Source organism: Orbaceae bacterium lpD02 (assembly GCA_036251875.1).
Classification (GTDB): domain Bacteria; phylum Pseudomonadota; class Gammaproteobacteria; order Enterobacterales; family Orbaceae; genus Orbus; species Orbus sturtevantii.
In genome coordinates this window covers 672,361-689,989 of record CP133960.1, presented here as the reverse complement: position 1 = coordinate 689,989, position 17,629 = coordinate 672,361, and the positions used below count along the sequence as shown (strand labels likewise).

Below are 17,629 nucleotides of genomic sequence, written 5' to 3'. Positions count from 1 at the left end.
GAATACAACGAGTAGGAAAAGAAAATGAAACAAAAAATTGTTAAAATTGGTAATATTTCGGTGTCAAATGATCTTCCTTTTGTACTGTTTGGTGGAATGAATGTTCTAGAGTCAAGAGATTTAGCAATGAAAATCTGTGAACATTATGTCACAGTGACAGAGAAATTAAATATCCCTTATGTGTTTAAAGCCTCATTTGATAAAGCTAATCGCTCATCGGTACACTCTTATCGCGGACCAGGACTTGAAGAAGGGATGAAGCTATTTCAAGAGCTAAAAAATACATTTGGGGTAAAAATTATTACTGATGTTCACACTCAAGAACAATGCAAGCCAGTTGCAGAAGTTGTCGATGTGATTCAGTTACCCGCCTTTTTAGCCAGACAAACAGATTTAGTTGTGGCAATGGCACAAACTGGTGCGGTAATTAATGTAAAAAAACCACAATTTACTAGCCCTGGTCAAATGGGTAATATTGTTGAAAAATTTGCAGAAGCAGGTAACGACCAGATTATTCTTTGTGATCGTGGTAGCTGCTTTGGTTATGATAACTTAGTTGTTGATATGCTTGGTTTTAACATAATGAAAAAAGCTAGCAACGGTTCGCCTGTTATTTTTGATGTGACACATGCATTACAATGCCGTGATCCGATGGGGGCAGCATCAGGTGGCAGAAGGGGACAAGTGACTGAACTTGCTCGTTCAGGTATGGCAATTGGTATTGCAGGCTTATTTATTGAGTCGCATCCCGATCCCGCTCATGCAAAATGTGATGGTCCTTCGGCACTACCGCTAGCTAAACTTGAGCCATTCTTACAGCAGATGAAAGCGATCGATGAGTTAGTGAAAAATTTTGAGGATATTGATACCGAACATTGATACTGAAAATTGATAACGGCATCATTATAACTAAGTGCATCGAACGATGCACTTAGTTAATCAGTTAATGAAGTGTTTCGTTGTCGTCCTCTTCATCCTCATAATCTTGATCTTCACCATCTTCAAAGTAGGTGCCCCAACCATCATAACTAACGGCAAACGTATTAGCTAGTTCAATTAACTGGGTAATTTGCTTATTAATCAGCTCTCCATCTAATGGAATTTCGGCAATAACATCGCAACAGACAATTTCTTGCTCATCTTCATCATCCATATCTTCAGGGTCAGTCACTTCGTAACCAAGTTTAAAAGCCTCGACGGCGAACTTTTCAAGTGCATCAAAGTCAGTTGACGATATATGATGTTCGATTAAATAGAGTGCATCGGGATCGCTACCATCGTTTAATAGTTCTTCAATAATGGAATAAGTATCGTGTTGGGCTCGCTCAATTTGCGTTTTCATAGTAAACCTATATGACAAAATATATAATGGGAAATAACGAATATTGTGTGGTATATTACACGTTTCTCTGATAAAGAATAATCTTTTATTAAGTTTAGTGTGTGGATAAATAATATTTTCGTTATTACTCTATTGTAGTAGCTAATTATAGTATAAAAAGAGATGTGTATCATTTAATGACTAACCTATCGTACTGTTATGATCTTCATTGCCATTCAACCGCCTCTGACGGTACATTCTCCCCAGCACAATTGATGCAAAGGGCGGTCGATAATCAAGTAAACGTTTTAGCCCTAACTGATCATGATACCATTAAAGGGCTTGCGGCAGCGCATCAATATATTGAGCAACATCATTTACCTCTCCATTTAATTAATGGCGTTGAAATCTCAACCTACTGGAAAAGCACTGAAATTCATATCGTAGGGCTCAATATTAATACCGCAAGCCAGCCGTTAAATGCACTGTTAATCGCCCAAGAAAACCAACGGATTGAACGCGCGAAAGAGATTGCTTATAAACTTAAAAAAGTTAGTATTGACGACGCTTATGCTCAAGCGCAAATTTATGCTCAAGGCGATATCGTCTCTCGTGCACATTTTGCCCGTTTTTTAATTGCTAACGGTTACGTAAAAGACATGAAACATGCATTTAAAAAATACCTAGGTAAATCAGGTTATGCTTATGTTGCACCCAAATGGACAACAATAGAAGAGGCGATTGCAGTGATTCATCAGGCTAACGGGCAAGCTGTTTTAGCGCATCCGTCTCGTTATGATTTTACACTAAGTAAAATGCGTACATTAATCGCTTATTTTAAACTGCAAGCAGGGGATGCCATTGAAGTCTCACAAAGTCGACAAACCATTGATGAACTTAATATATTAGCCAAATGTGCAGTCGATTTTGATTTGCTAGCTTCGCAAGGTTCGGATTTTCATGATGCAATGAACTATTTAGATCTCGGTAAAACCCAACCGTTACCACAAAGTGTGACGCCGATTTGGCATAATTGGACTTTATAGTAGAAGAATAATAGGAAATAATTAAATTATGGCTGAAATGTTTTATGTGCACCCTGATAATCCACAAGCACGATTATTGGAACAAGTCGTTAAGATATTAAAGAATCAGGGCGTTATTGCTTTTCCAACCGATTCTGGCTACTCGATTGGCTGTCTATTGGATAATAAATATGGTTTAGATCGTATTTGTAAAATTAGAGATCTGGATAAAAATCATAATTTTACCTTAATGTGCCGTGATTTATCTGAGTTATCTGCTTATGCATATGTAGATAATACCACATTTAGGTTATTAAAAAATAATACTCCAGGGCGTTATGTCTTTATTCTCGAGGCGAGTAAAGAGGTGCCACGGCGCTTAATGAATGAAAAGCGTAAAACTATTGGCCTTCGAATCCCTGATAATAAAATTGATTTGAGCTTATTGGCACTGCTTGGTGAACCGTTAATGACCTCTACTTTAATTTTGCCTAATGATGATTTTGCCCAATCTGATCCAGAAGAGATTGAGGAAAAAATTGGTCATTTACTTGATGCGATTATTCATGGTGGTTATATTGGTGAACAACCCACTACAATAGTGGATTTAACCAATGACTATCCTGATGTTATTCGTAAAGGCAGTGGTGATACCACACCTTTTGAATAACAAATTTTATAAGCGATATTAAACGACTTTACATTGATTATTAACTAATGATACCTGGGAAGGTAACGAGGGAAAATGAAAAAACCTAACGATAATACTGAAAAGCTACAAAAAGTACTGGCTAATTTAGGTCACGGCTCGCGTCGTGAGATTGAAGCGATGATTGCCGCCAAAAAAATTAGTGTTGATGGTAAGATTGCAACTTTAGGTGATCGAATTGATATTCGTAATCAACCTAAAATTCGTATTAATGGTAATCTAATAACGGTTAGGCCAAAAGACAAAGACGTTTGCCGGGTACTCGCTTACTACAAGCCTGAAGGCGAAATCTGCTCTAAAACCGACCCAAATGGCCGAGCAACGGTATTTACTCATTTACCCAAATTAAAAAATTCTCGCTGGATTAATATTGGCCGGCTTGATATTAACACGTCAGGATTATTACTATTTACCACCGATGGTGAACTTGCTAACCGTTTGATGCACCCAAGTAATGAGGTTGAACGAGAGTATGCTGTTCGAGTATTTGGTGAAGTCACCGATGAACAAATTTTTCGCCTGCGAAAAGGTGTGCAACTAGAAGATGGACCCGCTGCTTTTAAATCAATCAAATCGCAAGGTGGTCAGGGACTCAATAAATGGTTTAATGTGACTATCACCGAAGGACGCAATCGGGAAGTTAGGCGTATGTGGGAAGCGGTAGGTGTACAAGTAAGCCGATTATTGCGAGTGCGTTATGGCAATATTTCACTCCCCAAATGGCTATCGAGAGGCACGTGGACCGAGCTTGATCTTAATTCAGTTAACTATTTACGTGAGTTAGTACAGTTATCTACCGAAGAAAAAAGCTTTTTAAGTGTGGAACAACAAAAAAGCAAACCTAAACGAATTCAAGCTAAGCGTCCAACCGTTAGTTTCAAAACGGCTAAACGTTAACGTTTATTGGCTATTATTAGCCAGCCTTGGCTGGTTAATAATCATTGTTTTTATATTACTATTAACGTCACTCAATTTTTTTAACATCAATAATAGTAATTCGTTTACGCTGTGTGCGAGCCAAAAATAGGCCTCTTACCACGTCATAAATATAAGTGTAAACAATGGTATACACCAAAAAAAAGATCAGAAAAAACACTTCCATAAAGAATGCGTCAACAATACTTATCTGTTTATAAACCATGATAAATACTAAAGCGATAATCGAAAAGATCGCCTCAAAACCAATACCATGTAATATCCTATCCCTAGTTGACTTTATAATATTGCCTCGTTTTTTAATTAGATAGCGATCAAATAGATGATTGAATATCATATTCCAAAATAGCGCAATAAATGAAAGCATAATACTTAAAAAGAACGTATCTACAGCATCATAATCACTCATTATTTTTAGTGAAATAGAGGCAAGAATTGAACCAATAATTTCATAAAGTATTGCACTAAAGATTAATTCTACTTTCTTTTTGGGTTGTTTTTGTAAATCAGCTGGCTTCATATAGAGTATGCATTTGTGGCTAAAATTGAATTCAGTATACCATTATCATCGGTAAAATTCTGTAATAAACCGTATTCTAGTTACATAATGAACTTGTTATCAAATTAAAATAATATAAGTAAATTTTAGATTAAGGCTATTTATTATTGAAATAAAACTTGTATTATTAGCGTATTCATGCGTTAATATACCCCGCAGATAATTGCATTAATACAACATTTTAGAATACCTAGTTTTTAGTCAAAAATAATTCTTTTCTTGTTTTAAATCTATTTTCTTAATTTTTTAATACTGTAATGTAAAAATCTAGCACATATTAGCCATATAGGCTGCAATTAATTTATTAAGAGATATATTAAAATGACAAAGAAAACAGGTTTAGTTAAATGGTTTAACGAAAGTAAAGGTTTTGGTTTTATCACTCCAGATGATGGTAGCAAAGATTTATTTGTTCACTTCTCATCACTTGTTGGTGATGGCTTTAAAACTTTATATGAAGGTCAGAAAGTTGAATTTACTATTGGTGATGGCCCTAAAGGACCAGCAGCAAACGATGTAACGGTTTTATAATTTGAAAAAATACTATTTTCTTGTTAAACGCAAGAATAAAAAAAATCTAGATATGCTCAAGCTTGATAAACAACAGCCATTTAGAGTATAGATAAAAAGCCTCGCTAAATAGTGAGGCTTTTTATTGAGCAGCGCAAGCTAACTATTGATAAGAGTATGTTATTCCTATTGTGGAGTTTGCCGTGCCTTGCGATAAGGTTTCCCCCGTTGGTGCGTAGCTAAAATTTAACGAATACGAAACAGGAATATTGGCGCCAGATACCTCAGTCCTTTTTATCAGTATGCGATCTACCGTCGTATCACCACTAGGAAAAGCACTCGAAATATCAGGTCCAAACCGAAGTGCTCTCGAACCATAAGATACCGTATAGCCCACCCCTTTAGCGGTTGAATCGTTACTTAGTTTAGAAATATAAGAGACATTTGATGTATCAAGTAAATCGACTAATGAAAAATTAACTGCAACATTAGGATCGCACTTTAACCCAAATGAGTACGATTTTGTTCCAACAGTACCTCCAGAGCTATTTGCCGCTTCTAGCGTCGCAAGTGCTACAGGATCCATATTAATTTTATCTATTTTTTTATCTGGTACACAACTTGTTACGGTCTGAATAGAGGTTATCGGTTTCATTATTATCGAAATTGTTTCTTGTATGTTGCCCTTATCATCAATGCAATTATAGTCCATTAATTTATTGCCATTGATTGGTGCTAAGGTATATTTACCCTCAGGAACCCGCTCCGTGCCTTTATAAATATAAAATCCGTGATTAACGCGCACCCCGCCTGTGGCCGCGATATTATTTCTCATTTTACGGTCATCATTCATTATTGGGCTACCTCGTCCATCCCAAGCAGTTGTTTCTTGCTTATAAATACTACGTGGTACTAAATCATTCGTTGGCCCCATATTAGCACCATTAAATTTAGTCGATGAATACCAAGGAACAATTTTATAAGATGTAATTGTTGATTCAAATAGATAATTGTTATAAGAACTGGGGCCAGATTGAAATGTCATGTTTGAATACGGTATTTGAGGAATCATATCAATCTTAGCCAAATTATATTCAACTTTATCTGAATTACACAAGTAAAGTGAAAATTGAGAGGAGCTAAGAACAATTGATCGGTATTGCTGAGCATCGGCACCCCCAGTGTAATTGAGTTCATTGTTTGTTGTAGAAAGCTCCTGAGTGCTATTTGCATTGGTGACAAGCGGGCTGAGTAGCAATAATGTTGTAAGATAATAGTTAATTTTTTTCATAATAATACCAATAGAAAATTAGGGTTATAAGGCTGAAAGATTTATTTTTTTCATAATCGACTCATCATCACCAATAACCGATATCGACAAATTGCATGGTGATGTTTGGCAAAGTGACGCTGGCATTGATTCACCTGGTGGTAGCGTTTTTTTTAGATAAGATTCAGACTCTTTAGCTAAACTAATGATTAATGATAAGACAAAGTCAGTATTGTTTGATAAGTAGAATTGATTATCTGCTTTTTTAATCAACGTTAATTGTGCAAAGTTAGCATTTTTTAACTGGTCATGCCGATAAATCAAATGCAAATTGGATCTTACTGCTAAAAAAACAGCACTATTTTTTGCTATCGGCGATTTTGGGATTGCGGCAATAGATAATTTACAAAGCTGATCTTGATTATTTTTTTCCACTAAATTAGGGATGAGTGTAATAATATTTGCCGTATTTTTGGCTAAAACAAAAAGTGGCGGTAGTGCAATAATTTCATTTTTATTTTTACAATAAACATTGGTCTTAATCAAAGCATCGCCTTCATCATCATTTTTGATACTTATTTTTAAGCGTTTTGTGTGATCATCAATAATAAAACGAGAGCCTAAAATGGTGACTCCTGCCGTACAATTACAAGATAAAAATATCGCTATTATCAAAAATCTAGCCATAAATAACTTAGTCATAATCGATTTCAAATGATGCTACGGCATGGAAAATGCCCGCCGAAGCATCATTATTAGTTTTAACAAATGCCGCGCTAAAATTTAAGTCAGTATATAGACTATTATGATCAATCATAAAATCGGTCATATTATCTTGCATATCTATGATTTCATTTGCTGAATTATAAACAGCGATGGCATACCCTTTTGCCTTGCTACTTTCTATGCTGTCATTTTCAATAAAATGCGATGTGCTATTGCTGGTAGACAATGTCACATGGGCTTGCATTGTTCCTGTTGGGCAGTCACTAAGACTAATCTTAAAGGGGACTAATGGTGAAAAAGGTATGCCAACTTTAGCCCCTTTACTGTTAGCTATCCCCATATCAACGACAATAGAATCGCTGGTGATCGTACAGGCTTTTTCTACGACTTTAGCGGTAATATATATTGGAACCTCTGCCGCTAAATAATAAGATGCTAAAAGCATGCTAAAAGAGCTCGCGTATAAAATATATTTATTCATAATTAAAATCCAAATACAATACCGATGAAGCATCACCGATAGTCACTACGCCGATTGATTTATACCTTAAAAAAAAGTCAAAATCATATTTCCCCACATCTTTAAAGATAATATTATTCAGTGTATAAGATTGATTTAATTTAATAGGTGATTGCGATGAATCAAGTATTTGAATCGCCAGCCCACTTGACACTATAGCGCCTTGGCTATTACCAAGCACCTTAAGTAAACTGGTATCGGATGGCTCTGGCTCACCTGAAAACTGATAGCTAATTTTATCGATTGATGGATTGCAATTTTCTAACTTAATTTTTACTGGCTTCGATTCGCTAACATCACCAATGGTTTTAAACATTGTTTGATTGAAGTCAGCAAAGGCAACATGTTTTTCTTTATCGTCATTGATAACATTACAAGTTTGCGTAACAACTTTACCGGTTATCTGAATTTCTACGTCAGTTGCATATGACGTAAAGCTAACTAAAGCCAAAAAAGCAATAAAACTTAACTGATATTTTTTTATCATTTATATAATCCTTGTTACAAGCACGTTACACTACGCTTATTAATCATATTAGGAATAAAATTATCGCCATAACTGACTTTAAATGTGCAAGACGTATTTGGGGTTAATTGAATACTAAATGATGAATTATTCTCAACCCCAGTAAGGTAAACGGTACTATCATCATTAGTGATAGCGGTTGATTTATTACTGGTATTTAAAACTAACGCACCAAATGGCACAGGCTGCCCTTGATACTCAAGCGTTATTAAGAAGTTATATCCAGTTAAGACATCAAAGATAATTTTAGTAATCGCGCCTTGAGTAGGTACCGTTTTGAGCACTTTATCTTGTATATCAAAAGTGTCTGAAAATGTACCAGGATCAAGCTCTACATCATTATAATGATATGGTTGCACATAAGGGATCAGTGCATAACCATCTTTACCAATAACAATATTATCGCCTTGACGCGTTATTCTCGCTCCGGCGGCGCCTTTAGCTTCAACTAACACCGCGGTATCGCTAATTTCTCGTGAGAATACAATTCCACCACTATGAGCAAGTAAGCTCCCAGCAATGCCATAATCTACTTGCTTTGAGCTCGATGCTTGAACTACGCCCATGCTCAATTTGGCAATGTCGGCAGAATAGGTTGCATTAATGCCGGTAGTGCTTGAGCCACCATGATTGTTTAAACTTTGGTTAATGCCATAGCTTAATTTATTATCAAATCCATTACCATAAAGGCTGGTATTATTACTCATATCATGGCTAGACGTGTTGTAAGTAGAACTATTTGATGCATACAAAGTATAATTACTTGAGCGGCTAGAGAGAGGCAAATTTAATGACAAATAGATAGAATTATTTTTTTGTTTTTCATATTTGTAGTTATTAAACGTGGCATTGACGGATAATCCATTTAATACATCAAATGTTTTACTCCAGCCAAATTGTAAGTTGGTACTATTAGCCGTTCCCCAATAATCGGTTTTATCTCCCCAAATATAGACTTGCCCATAGTTGCCAAGGTTTTGAGAAAAATTAGCTTGAAAGGTACTTTTTCGTCTACCGTACAGATAGCGGTTGGTAGATTGCCCCGTTATATTATTAAAGGACGATATTTTAGATGATGCCTCTGAAAATGAATAGTAGCCAGCGGTTGAGTAACGATAGCCCATTAATTGAAAACTCGTGCCAGATGTTAAGAAATTCTTGGAATACAGTAACCGATATGATTGTCCTGATTCATAACTCTCGTCATCCAAATGAGCTTGCGATGAAATGGCATCAATAGAAACGCCGCCAAAATAACCGAAATCATGGGCTAAACCAAAACCAAAAGCTTTATATTTGGATGATAATTGGGTGCCCATATAAGCGGTAATTCTATTTGGTAAGCCATATGAAAATGAGCTTTGCACAAAGCTTTTTTTAGATGAGTCATTCTCATCTAATTTACCAATAGCAAAAGAGTAGTCAAAATTACCCTCGGTTAGTAAATTAGTTACCGTGGCATATGGAACAGAATAGGTTGCTACCGTGCCATTTGCCGCAGTAACTTCTACTTGATAATCACCACTCGAACCGACAGGGTTTAAATCAGTAATATTATAAGGTCCTGGATCAACGTAGGTTTGATAGATAATGGAACCATTTTGTCTAATGGTAATTTTCGACCGTGAATCAACAATTCCTCGAATAGGAGGAGAGTAGCCTTTTTCGCTATCTGCCAACATATCACCAGCACGAGTTAGTCCCATACCAATGTAGGATATAGAGTCAAATAGATTCGAACCCAATGAACTCTGACCTAGTGTCAAACTGCTTTTTAGGGGAGCTATTGGTCGAGCTAAATAAATGCTATTGGTATTAAATTCATGTCGGGAGTGTGAGCCAGACTTATTTGCATTCCAATAACCACTGCCATAAAGGCGCCATGCTCCCCAGTTAACCTTATTATTCATACTCAAATAATAAGACTGATAGTCACTGTCATGCTTATTTTTGGAATAGGCGCCAGAAAAGCTATAATTCATTAAATAAGTTGTAATACCATCATTCCACTCTTTTTCAGGTGCTAGAGTAGAATAAACAGCTGATAAAAAAATTTGTGGGATTGACATTCTTAATGAAGAGTTTGTCAAATCAACCTTATAACTAGTATTTGGTAATTTTGCTGAAATTTTAATACATTCATCAGGCGATTCATTTGCTAAATCTAATTTTTTCAAAGCGCTTTGATTAAAAGGTATCGTTGTTAGAATATCTTTTACAAGGCAAGGTAATACCTTTTGAGTTTTCGCATCTTGATAAAATTTGATAAATATATTTCGCACATAAGTCTCGCCAACATATAAATCTAAATAATATTCACCTGGTGTAAATTCATTCCCCTGATTTAAATAGGTCAAATCAGCAATAGATGCAATATCTGAGCCTAAAAATAGTGGATTAAAATAATCCTGCGCAGAAGATATTCCCGCTGGAAAAATCGCAGCGGTAAGCAAAAATTTTTTTATTATTGACATACTTTTTCATCATCTTTAATTAATTATTATTTTTATTATTTTTTTTATTCTGGTAATTTTTGTCTGATCTTTAATACTCTATTTATTTGCTAATTAAACAGTCTAAATGGCAAAGCGATTGCTATGCCATTGTTTATAAGGTTATAACGTACAAATGTTATCTTTTATTTGCGCGCCGTAATCATTAATGACATTAAATAGTAATGACGGTCCTTTTATCGATGTTTTAAGCAATACCGAATCCATCGGCGGGATCATTGCTGCATTTGATACATCATGATTATTAACTCTTAAAGAGACTAAATTCAGATAAAAAGGTGTCGGATTTTCAATTTTTATTTGATTATTTTGATAACTACATTTCAATTTTTTATGTGCTTCAAGCGCATCTTCAATGGTCAAACCGTTGGGGCGCATAAATAACTTAATTTTTGTTGTTGTTGAAATCATTAACGCATTTTGATTTTTAGCGAGTTCAGCAGTTGATGGAATAACTTTTGAATTGAAATAGAATAATGATTCTTTGTCTTTTGCTAAATTCTCTCTATTTCCGGTATAAACCACTCTAAGCATATTATTAAGGCCAGCCTTCATAACAAATAATGGCGGAGTAATAATAAAGTCACCATTCTTTTTATCTGCAGAATCTGTGATCCAAGATTGGATAAGATAATTACCTTCGTTATCTGAATTATAGACTTTAAGTGTGACTTGATTTGCATTGATAGGATAAATAACCCTTGTTGCCCCTAACGAAACACCTGCAGCATGCGCAAATTGGCATATAAAAATAGATAAAAAAACAATGATTAATTTTTTTAACATAGGAAGTACCATTAATAAGAAAAGCAAGCTCCATTACGAGCTTGTTAAAATAAAAAACATTACCAGTTTAATCGGGTAATGTTTTGTATATTACAGATAACTCAATTATTAGTTATAATTTAATTGGAAATCAGCAGTAGCGTTAACGGTACCCGCAGTGACGTCTGGGGTTGTTGAAACGTAATCAACACTATAACGAAGAACGTTAGTACCAGTGTTAAGAACTAATTTACCTGCTTCTTTAGTACCTAAAGTGATTGCATCACCATCTTGGCCATAAAGTTGTAAGGCTACATTTTTTGCCGCACCAGTACCAGAGTTATTATTACTTAAATACTTAGCGTTTGTAGAATCTTTTTGACCACTAAATGTAACAGCAACATTTCTAAAAGTATCTATAGCACAATCTTCTAAAGTAATAGTAAACTCAGTTTTAGCATTTGCAACTTGATCTTTTGTTGAAAAAATAGTTGCTTTTACTGCTGGTAATTCAACGATTTTTTTATCATCGCCAGTTTTAATGCTACAAGCACCATCAATTACTTTACCATTAAAAGTCACAGTACCGCCGTTAACATTTAACGGGTCAGCAGCAAAAGCAGAAGACGATAAAAATGCGCCCGCAACAAGTGCAGATAAAACTAATTTGTTCATATTGTATCCTTATTTTTATAAAATTTTCATCATAGAGTAATCTAAACTAAACTAAACCATGTAGATTAAATTACTTGGCGGAGTATATATTCTTTTTTTTAAAATCGCAAAGTTTTTCCTCGTGAAATTGATTAATTCAAGTATTTTTATGATTATTTCAATTTAAATCATTATGTTAATAATTTTACTGGTCGTAAAAATGTTTTATTTTTGTTTTTTAGGACGAGCTTGGTTGATTTTTATGAAAAAAAATGAGTGTTTTTTGAGTGATAAGTTATCGTTTATCAAATAAACCTATTTCAAACGATAATGTAGACTTAAGCTTGATTAAAATAGCAGGTTTACAGCGGGAAAGTTGATAAGATATTATTTGTGTGATTGTTTGAATCAATCTCAATCTTGGTTGTTACTAATTTTAATACCGTTAACTTAATAAAAAGGAGTAAATGCAATGAGGACATTATTCGCTTTAGGTTTAACATTGATGCTTTCATTTAGTGCTTATAGCTATACGATTAAAGAACCGCTAATAAACAGCACTGTAATGGGTAAAGGCTATAAAGCAACGGTTGTTGTACCCGATTCTTATGATATAAATGACAACAATTACCCGACCATTTATGTTTTACACGGCTGGAGCGGTAATTATCAAGATTGGCTCAAAAATAGTAATATTGCAACACTAGCCGATCAATATCAGCTGATCCTAATTATGCCTGATGGCAACTATGACAAATGGTATATTGATAGTCCTATTGATAAAAATAGCCAATTTGAAACTTATATTAGCTCAGAAGTAGTTAATGCTATCGATAAAGAGTTTAGAACCATTGCGAGTAAAAAAGCCAGAGCGATCACCGGATTAAGTATGGGTGGGTTTGGCGCGCTTAATATTGCATTAAACCATCAAAATCAATTTGGTGCAGTTGGTAGTATGAGTGGCGGAGTTGATCCTCGAAGCTTTGCTAAAAATTGGGGATTAATCAATGTGTTTGGAGATCCTATTGATAATGCTAATTTTTGGCATGATAAGGCGATAATCAACAATGCTCATCATTTTATTTTTTCAGGTATCAAGGTCATTATTGATTGCGGGGTAGATGATTTTTTTATCAATACTAATCGGCAGTTACATAAAAAACTGCTAGAGTTAAAAATTCCACATGATTATATCGAACGTGATGGTGGGCATACGTGGAATTATTGGAATAATGCGATTAAATATCAAATCCAATTTTTATCAAATGCACTAGAGACCAAGCAAGCCGTATTATCGTTAAAGTAGCCACTTTATTGGTGCTATAACTTTTCCATCATGACTTGCTGAGCTTAAATTTTAAAATTAGCTCAGTAATAGTTGCTTAAACTTAGATGTATTAGCTGTTATCAAAACAATATATTAAATATGAAGATTATTGCTAAAAAATTAAATGGTATATATGATATTTATTCGCATGTTTAATAGGTAATTAAAATGAATAACAAAGAAGCTAAAAATAGAAAAAAGATTATCTCTTATGATGAAGATGGAGGCCTTTTATTTATGAAAAACTGGTCACCGAGATTGAGATGGCTTAGTCTCTTACCAGCCATGATAATTACATATATTGCCGTTAGGGTTTTATTTTTAGATACTATTATTAGTATAATTGAAAAATTATCATATTTATTATCACTTTACATAAGCGCTATTTTATCCGGTTTAGTGTATATGACAATGACCGATGCTATTGGCTCGGTCGCACCTAAAAAACGAGTTTTAACCGGTGCTATTTTTGCAATTATTTTCGGTGTGTTGACCGTTATTATAACTTTGTTTGCTATGCGAGGAATTTTTAGCATGGATATAGAGTCTTCACTGAAAAATCATTATCTAATTGTCTTAGCAATAGCATCTATATCTAATATTTCAGGCCTTTTTTTAGGTGTCTCTATCATAAAAAGTAGACAGAAAAAAATACCCCAAGTTTGAAATAATAGTATGAGTATCATGTAGAATATTTTTTATTATTTATAAGCCGCTTAATTGCGGCTTTCTGTTATAAAATTCATAACAACTTTAACAGTCAGAAGAATGAACAATAAAATTAGTGATAGAAGAAATATTAAAATAAAGAATAATTCTGCTACCACAGAGTAGCTGACTAAATCATAAAGTTCAGTATAAAAAAAATGCTCATAGTTTTCTCTAGTTTCATTTATAACAATTAAACAAATACCAGTAATTAGAGATAATAAAAACATAACAATTGACAGTATGACCACTATTTTTGTTAATTTACGCATTGCTATAAATTCCACATTAAGCTTTTATAGAAAATATTTTTATTAGTTTATTCATATAAAATATCTAAAAACAAAACAGCCATTAGTTGTACTAGCTCAAACTTAATCTGACAGTTACCCGTTTTTCATTAGGTATCTGTCAGGTTAAATCTGGTTCAAATTTTTCTCTTCCTAGATTCGTTTTCCATCAAGTAATGTGTCCATTGGTGTTCGACCACAGCACATTTTACCCTGATGGGCTCGTTCATTATTGTAATAATCTAACCAATTGTCCAGATCGGTTTATAACGTCATTCTCATTGTATTGAAATCTAATATAGATAGTTTTGATGTAGTTGATTGTGATCATGTTAAGCTCATGTGTTTTTATTCATGATACATGAGTTTAATTTTGATTAAATTAGTGAGATAAATAAGTGCGAGGTGGGCAGTAAAAATAGTACTAAAAAAATAAGCTAACCCGTTAGTTAACCCATTTAAATTTTATTTTTCTTATTAATTTTTGTAAATGCTTGGTATTGTTGGTGTCCCCTATAGGATTATTCGCGACATCCTGTCGCTCCTCCTATAGGGTCAACGCGAGTGCGTTGTTTAAATTTTTTCCATAAAAATTTTATCGAAGCTAAGGTTCGAATCCAGTGCGATATAACATGGATGCAATGTTGGATTAATCGGAAATATTAATGGTGTCCCCTATAGGATTATTCGCGACATCCTGTCGCTCACCCTGTAGGGTCAACGCGAGTGCGTTGTTTAAATTTTTTCCATAAAAATTTTATCGAACCTAAGGTTCGAATCCAGTGCGATATAAAACAAGCAGTGAGTTTGGTTAATCAGAGGATATTAATGGTGTCCCCTACAGGATTCGAACCTGTGACCTACGGCTTAGAAGGCCGTTGCTCTATCCAGCTGAGCTAAGGAGACAATAATAGAAATGCTATTTAGACGCCATGTATTATATAAAGCCATTTTATTCCGTCAATGAATTTTAACTATTTATTCACTGTTATAATAAAATATAACCAATTTTTATCTAATTGCGTAATCATATTGCTCTTTTTATCACATAATAAAGCATGGCGGCAACATGATAACCAAAAGGGCGTGAATTATTAACTCATCTATTCAAAGCCCTTTGGTCAGTGTTTGTCTAACTGCTTTATTGGTCTTACATAAAATTAAAAGTGATAACTTAATGTTGCGGTCACATTACGCTCAGCGCCGTAATAACACCAATAGTTACAACTTGCAATATAGCTTTTATTGGTTAAATTAGCCGCGTTAAGCTGTAGATTTAAATCACGGCTGATATCATATTTTATCATTGCATCCCAAACGGTGTAGCTTGGTACAACGGTGCCAGCGGGTAAATTTGCTTCATCTTTTGTTTTGCCTACATAGCGAATGCCACTCCCAATGGTTAAACCATCAAATACACCTTGAGTAAATTGATAATCAATCCATGTGGCAATGCTATGTTTGGGGATCATCGGTGATTGCACTGTTCGGGTTGGGCTCAAATCAGTTGTCGCGTCAGTATAAGTATAAGCTGCATTCCAATTAATTTGCTCAGTCAATTGGGTTTTTAATTGGAACTCAATCCCTTTGCTTAGCGTTTCAAGGGTTTGTGCCGCTTGACCCGTACCGTTTGAAGTAAAGGCATTTTGCGCTTTAATATGAAAATAATCGAATGTCATTTCACCCTGTAACCAATCGGGCGCATATTTAATACCCACTTCCCATTGCTTAGCGGAATAAGGCTTATAAAGGGTTTGTTGGCTATCGCTATAACCATAAACTGGCGTAAATGACTCTGAGTAACTCATATACGGTGATACATCGTTATCAAACACATACATCGCACCAAGGTTAAAGGTGGTATGATTATAGTCTCGATCAAAATCGGCGCCACTCCAATAACCGTTATTCTTAATTTTATTGTAACGAATCCCTTGATTGAGAATTAAACGGTAATCATAAACCAGCTGATTTTGTAGATAAATGCCATACTCTTGTGCTTTAAGTAAAAAAGGCGAGTAGGGTTCGTTTGGCTTGTAACCATAACTTGGATGGTAAAGATCAGTTAACGAATCGCCATAATTATTGTAGTCTTGTCCAGACATTTTAGTATGTTGATATTCAAAGCCAACCAATAAACTATTAGTCCAATCGGCAAAATTAAATGTCTTGGTTAAGCGATTATCGATCGTATGGCTATCAACCGAGCCTTTTTGCCCAAAAGAGTTACGTACCATTTTACCATTTAACTCATCTGCGTAAGAGGCATAGACACCTTTAATATCGACTTTCTCATGGCTGTAACGGTAATTTTGGCTAAACGTCCACTCATTATCAAAAATATGCTTAAACTCATAGCTTAAAGATTGATTATCTTTGCTGTAATAGTTATAGCCAGGTTCACCAAAAAAGGTATCTTTATCTATCTTACCCATTGGTGGGCTAATTAACGTTCCGTAGGCGGGAAGAAAGCCATTCTCTGGAATGCCGTGGGTTTTCTGGATTGAGGCTAAAAACGTCACAGCCGTTTGGTTATCAATATCCCAAATTAGAGATGGCGCAAGGTAATAACTTTTGTAATTGGTATAATCTTGCTGCCCATCGCGGTCACGATAGGTCCCCACTAATCGATAACGCACACTATTATCATCGGTCAATATTCCGCTATAATCGCCAGCAATGCCTTGATTATGATCACTTCCCCAGTAGGTTTTAATTTGGCCTTGTGGGCTATCAGTTGGGCGTTTAGAGATTAAATTAACGGTGCCGCCAGGTTTACTGGCGCCATATAAAAATGAGTTGGCGCCTTTTACTACTTCGACTTGCTCTACGCCATAAATATCTGCCGTCTCACCAAAATAGCCAGTCGTTATTGCGGGTGAACCATTAAAGGTATAAGAAACATCTAATCCACGCATTTTTAACCAATTGGTTTTACTATCATTGCCATACATGCCTTGTAGTGCCCCAGATGTATAAGATAGCGCTTGATCGACTTTTTCAAAATTTTGTTGTGCAATAGTCTGTTGCGAAACACTCGCAACCGACTGGGGATCATAAAAACGCATCTCTCCGGTTTTGGCAACCGAACCAATAACCGTGATAACGTCGACATCATCATTTTTTTTATCATTTTGCTCGGCAGTTGCATAAACTGGTAGAGTTAAGGTAAGCAGCAAACTATTTGCGATAAGAACGCGCGTAAATATTATTGATCTGTTTTGACGCATAAAATCTCCAACTAAATAACACAAATAAACAGCCATAATA

17 protein-coding genes, 1 tRNA gene and 1 pseudogene are annotated in these 17,629 nt (G+C 35.0%); 7 read left to right on the top strand and 12 right to left on the bottom strand.

Annotated features, from left to right (window positions below; genetic code table 11):
* Nucleotides 1–24 precede the first annotated feature (24 nt).
* The gene (gene kdsA / locus RHO12_02880; protein ID WVD66725.1) at nucleotides 25–879 is read left to right on the top strand and encodes a 3-deoxy-8-phosphooctulonate synthase; all 855 of its coding nucleotides are present in this window, start codon (nucleotides 25–27) and stop codon (nucleotides 877–879) included.
* 64 nt (nucleotides 880–943) lie between these two features.
* Here the strand turns inward: kdsA and rraB are convergent, their stop codons facing one another.
* On the bottom strand, nucleotides 944–1,342 hold the full coding sequence (gene rraB / locus RHO12_02875; protein ID WVD66724.1) for a ribonuclease E inhibitor RraB: 399 nt from the start codon (nucleotides 1,340–1,342) through the stop codon (nucleotides 944–946).
* A gap of 176 nt (nucleotides 1,343–1,518) precedes the next feature.
* On the opposite strand from rraB, the gene RHO12_02870 reads away from it, so the two are divergent.
* The 3 genes from RHO12_02870 to rluB all read left to right on the top strand — a co-directional run bounded on the left by RHO12_02870 (nucleotide 1,519) and on the right by rluB (nucleotide 3,952).
* The gene (locus tag RHO12_02870) at nucleotides 1,519–2,367 is read left to right on the top strand and encodes a PHP domain-containing protein (protein ID WVD66723.1); all 849 of its coding nucleotides are present in this window, start codon (nucleotides 1,519–1,521) and stop codon (nucleotides 2,365–2,367) included.
* 28 nt (nucleotides 2,368–2,395) lie between these two features.
* Nucleotides 2,396–3,016, top strand: coding sequence for an L-threonylcarbamoyladenylate synthase (locus RHO12_02865; GenBank protein WVD66722.1), 621 nt, complete (start codon nucleotides 2,396–2,398; stop codon nucleotides 3,014–3,016).
* Between the two features lie 75 nt (nucleotides 3,017–3,091).
* Complete coding sequence (rluB, locus tag RHO12_02860) at nucleotides 3,092–3,952, top strand: 23S rRNA pseudouridine(2605) synthase RluB (GenBank protein ID WVD66721.1); 861 nt, start codon at nucleotides 3,092–3,094, stop codon at nucleotides 3,950–3,952.
* A gap of 67 nt (nucleotides 3,953–4,019) precedes the next feature.
* Here the strand turns inward: rluB and RHO12_02855 are convergent, their stop codons facing one another.
* A complete protein-coding gene (locus RHO12_02855; GenBank protein ID WVD66720.1) occupies nucleotides 4,020–4,511 on the bottom strand; it encodes a PACE efflux transporter in 492 nt (163 codons plus the stop codon).
* A gap of 360 nt (nucleotides 4,512–4,871) precedes the next feature.
* On the opposite strand from RHO12_02855, the gene RHO12_02850 reads away from it, so the two are divergent.
* Entirely contained in the window at nucleotides 4,872–5,081 is a 210-nt protein-coding gene (locus tag RHO12_02850; protein WVD66719.1) for a cold-shock protein, read from the top strand.
* Nucleotides 5,082–5,223: 142 nt separating this feature from the next.
* On the opposite strand, the gene RHO12_02845 is transcribed toward RHO12_02850, so the two are convergent.
* The 7 genes from RHO12_02845 to RHO12_02815 all read right to left on the bottom strand — a co-directional run bounded on the left by RHO12_02845 (nucleotide 5,224) and on the right by RHO12_02815 (nucleotide 12,055).
* Complete coding sequence (locus tag RHO12_02845) at nucleotides 5,224–6,351, bottom strand: hypothetical protein (GenBank protein WVD66718.1); 1,128 nt, start codon at nucleotides 6,349–6,351, stop codon at nucleotides 5,224–5,226.
* Between the two features lie 24 nt (nucleotides 6,352–6,375).
* Nucleotides 6,376–7,032, bottom strand: coding sequence for a fimbria/pilus periplasmic chaperone (locus RHO12_02840; protein ID WVD66717.1), 657 nt, complete (start codon nucleotides 7,030–7,032; stop codon nucleotides 6,376–6,378).
* Nucleotides 7,025–7,537, bottom strand: a complete 513-nt coding sequence (locus tag RHO12_02835; GenBank protein ID WVD66716.1) for a fimbrial protein — start codon at nucleotides 7,535–7,537, stop codon at nucleotides 7,025–7,027. Before RHO12_02835 ends, RHO12_02840 begins: the two co-directional genes overlap by 8 nt.
* A complete protein-coding gene (locus tag RHO12_02830; protein ID WVD66715.1) occupies nucleotides 7,530–8,063 on the bottom strand; it encodes a fimbrial protein in 534 nt (177 codons plus the stop codon). The genes RHO12_02835 and RHO12_02830 overlap by 8 nt, the downstream gene beginning before the upstream one ends.
* Nucleotides 8,064–8,077: 14 nt before the next feature.
* Nucleotides 8,078–10,576 carry a fimbria/pilus outer membrane usher protein gene (locus RHO12_02825; protein WVD66714.1) on the bottom strand — a complete coding sequence of 833 codons (2,499 nt, stop codon included), beginning with the start codon at nucleotides 10,574–10,576 and terminating at the stop codon, nucleotides 8,078–8,080.
* Between the two features lie 141 nt (nucleotides 10,577–10,717).
* A complete protein-coding gene (locus RHO12_02820) occupies nucleotides 10,718–11,401 on the bottom strand; it encodes a molecular chaperone (GenBank protein WVD66713.1) in 684 nt (227 codons plus the stop codon).
* 108 nt (nucleotides 11,402–11,509) lie between these two features.
* Entirely contained in the window at nucleotides 11,510–12,055 is a 546-nt protein-coding gene (locus RHO12_02815; protein WVD66712.1) for a fimbrial protein, read from the bottom strand.
* Nucleotides 12,056–12,506: 451 nt separating this feature from the next.
* Between RHO12_02815 and RHO12_02810 the strand changes: the two genes are divergently transcribed.
* Nucleotides 12,507–13,340: an alpha/beta hydrolase family protein gene (locus RHO12_02810; protein WVD66711.1), complete on the top strand. Its 834-nt coding sequence runs from the start codon at nucleotides 12,507–12,509 to the stop codon at nucleotides 13,338–13,340.
* Between the two features lie 189 nt (nucleotides 13,341–13,529).
* The gene (locus RHO12_02805) at nucleotides 13,530–14,027 is read left to right on the top strand and encodes a hypothetical protein (protein ID WVD66710.1); all 498 of its coding nucleotides are present in this window, start codon (nucleotides 13,530–13,532) and stop codon (nucleotides 14,025–14,027) included.
* A 485-nt stretch (nucleotides 14,028–14,512) separates the two neighbouring features.
* Here RHO12_02805 and RHO12_02800 read toward each other — a convergent pair.
* From RHO12_02800 to RHO12_02790, 3 genes and pseudogenes are all read right to left on the bottom strand, one after another.
* Nucleotides 14,513–14,620, bottom strand: a pseudogene (locus tag RHO12_02800) (IS481 family transposase).
* Nucleotides 14,621–15,188: 568 nt separating this feature from the next.
* Nucleotides 15,189–15,265 (bottom strand) — tRNA-Arg (locus RHO12_02795).
* 254 nt (nucleotides 15,266–15,519) lie between these two features.
* Nucleotides 15,520–17,589 (bottom strand): TonB-dependent siderophore receptor, encoded by a 2,070-nt coding sequence (locus RHO12_02790; protein WVD66709.1) that lies wholly within the window; start codon nucleotides 17,587–17,589, stop codon nucleotides 15,520–15,522.
* Nucleotides 17,590–17,629: the final 40 nt, after the last annotated feature.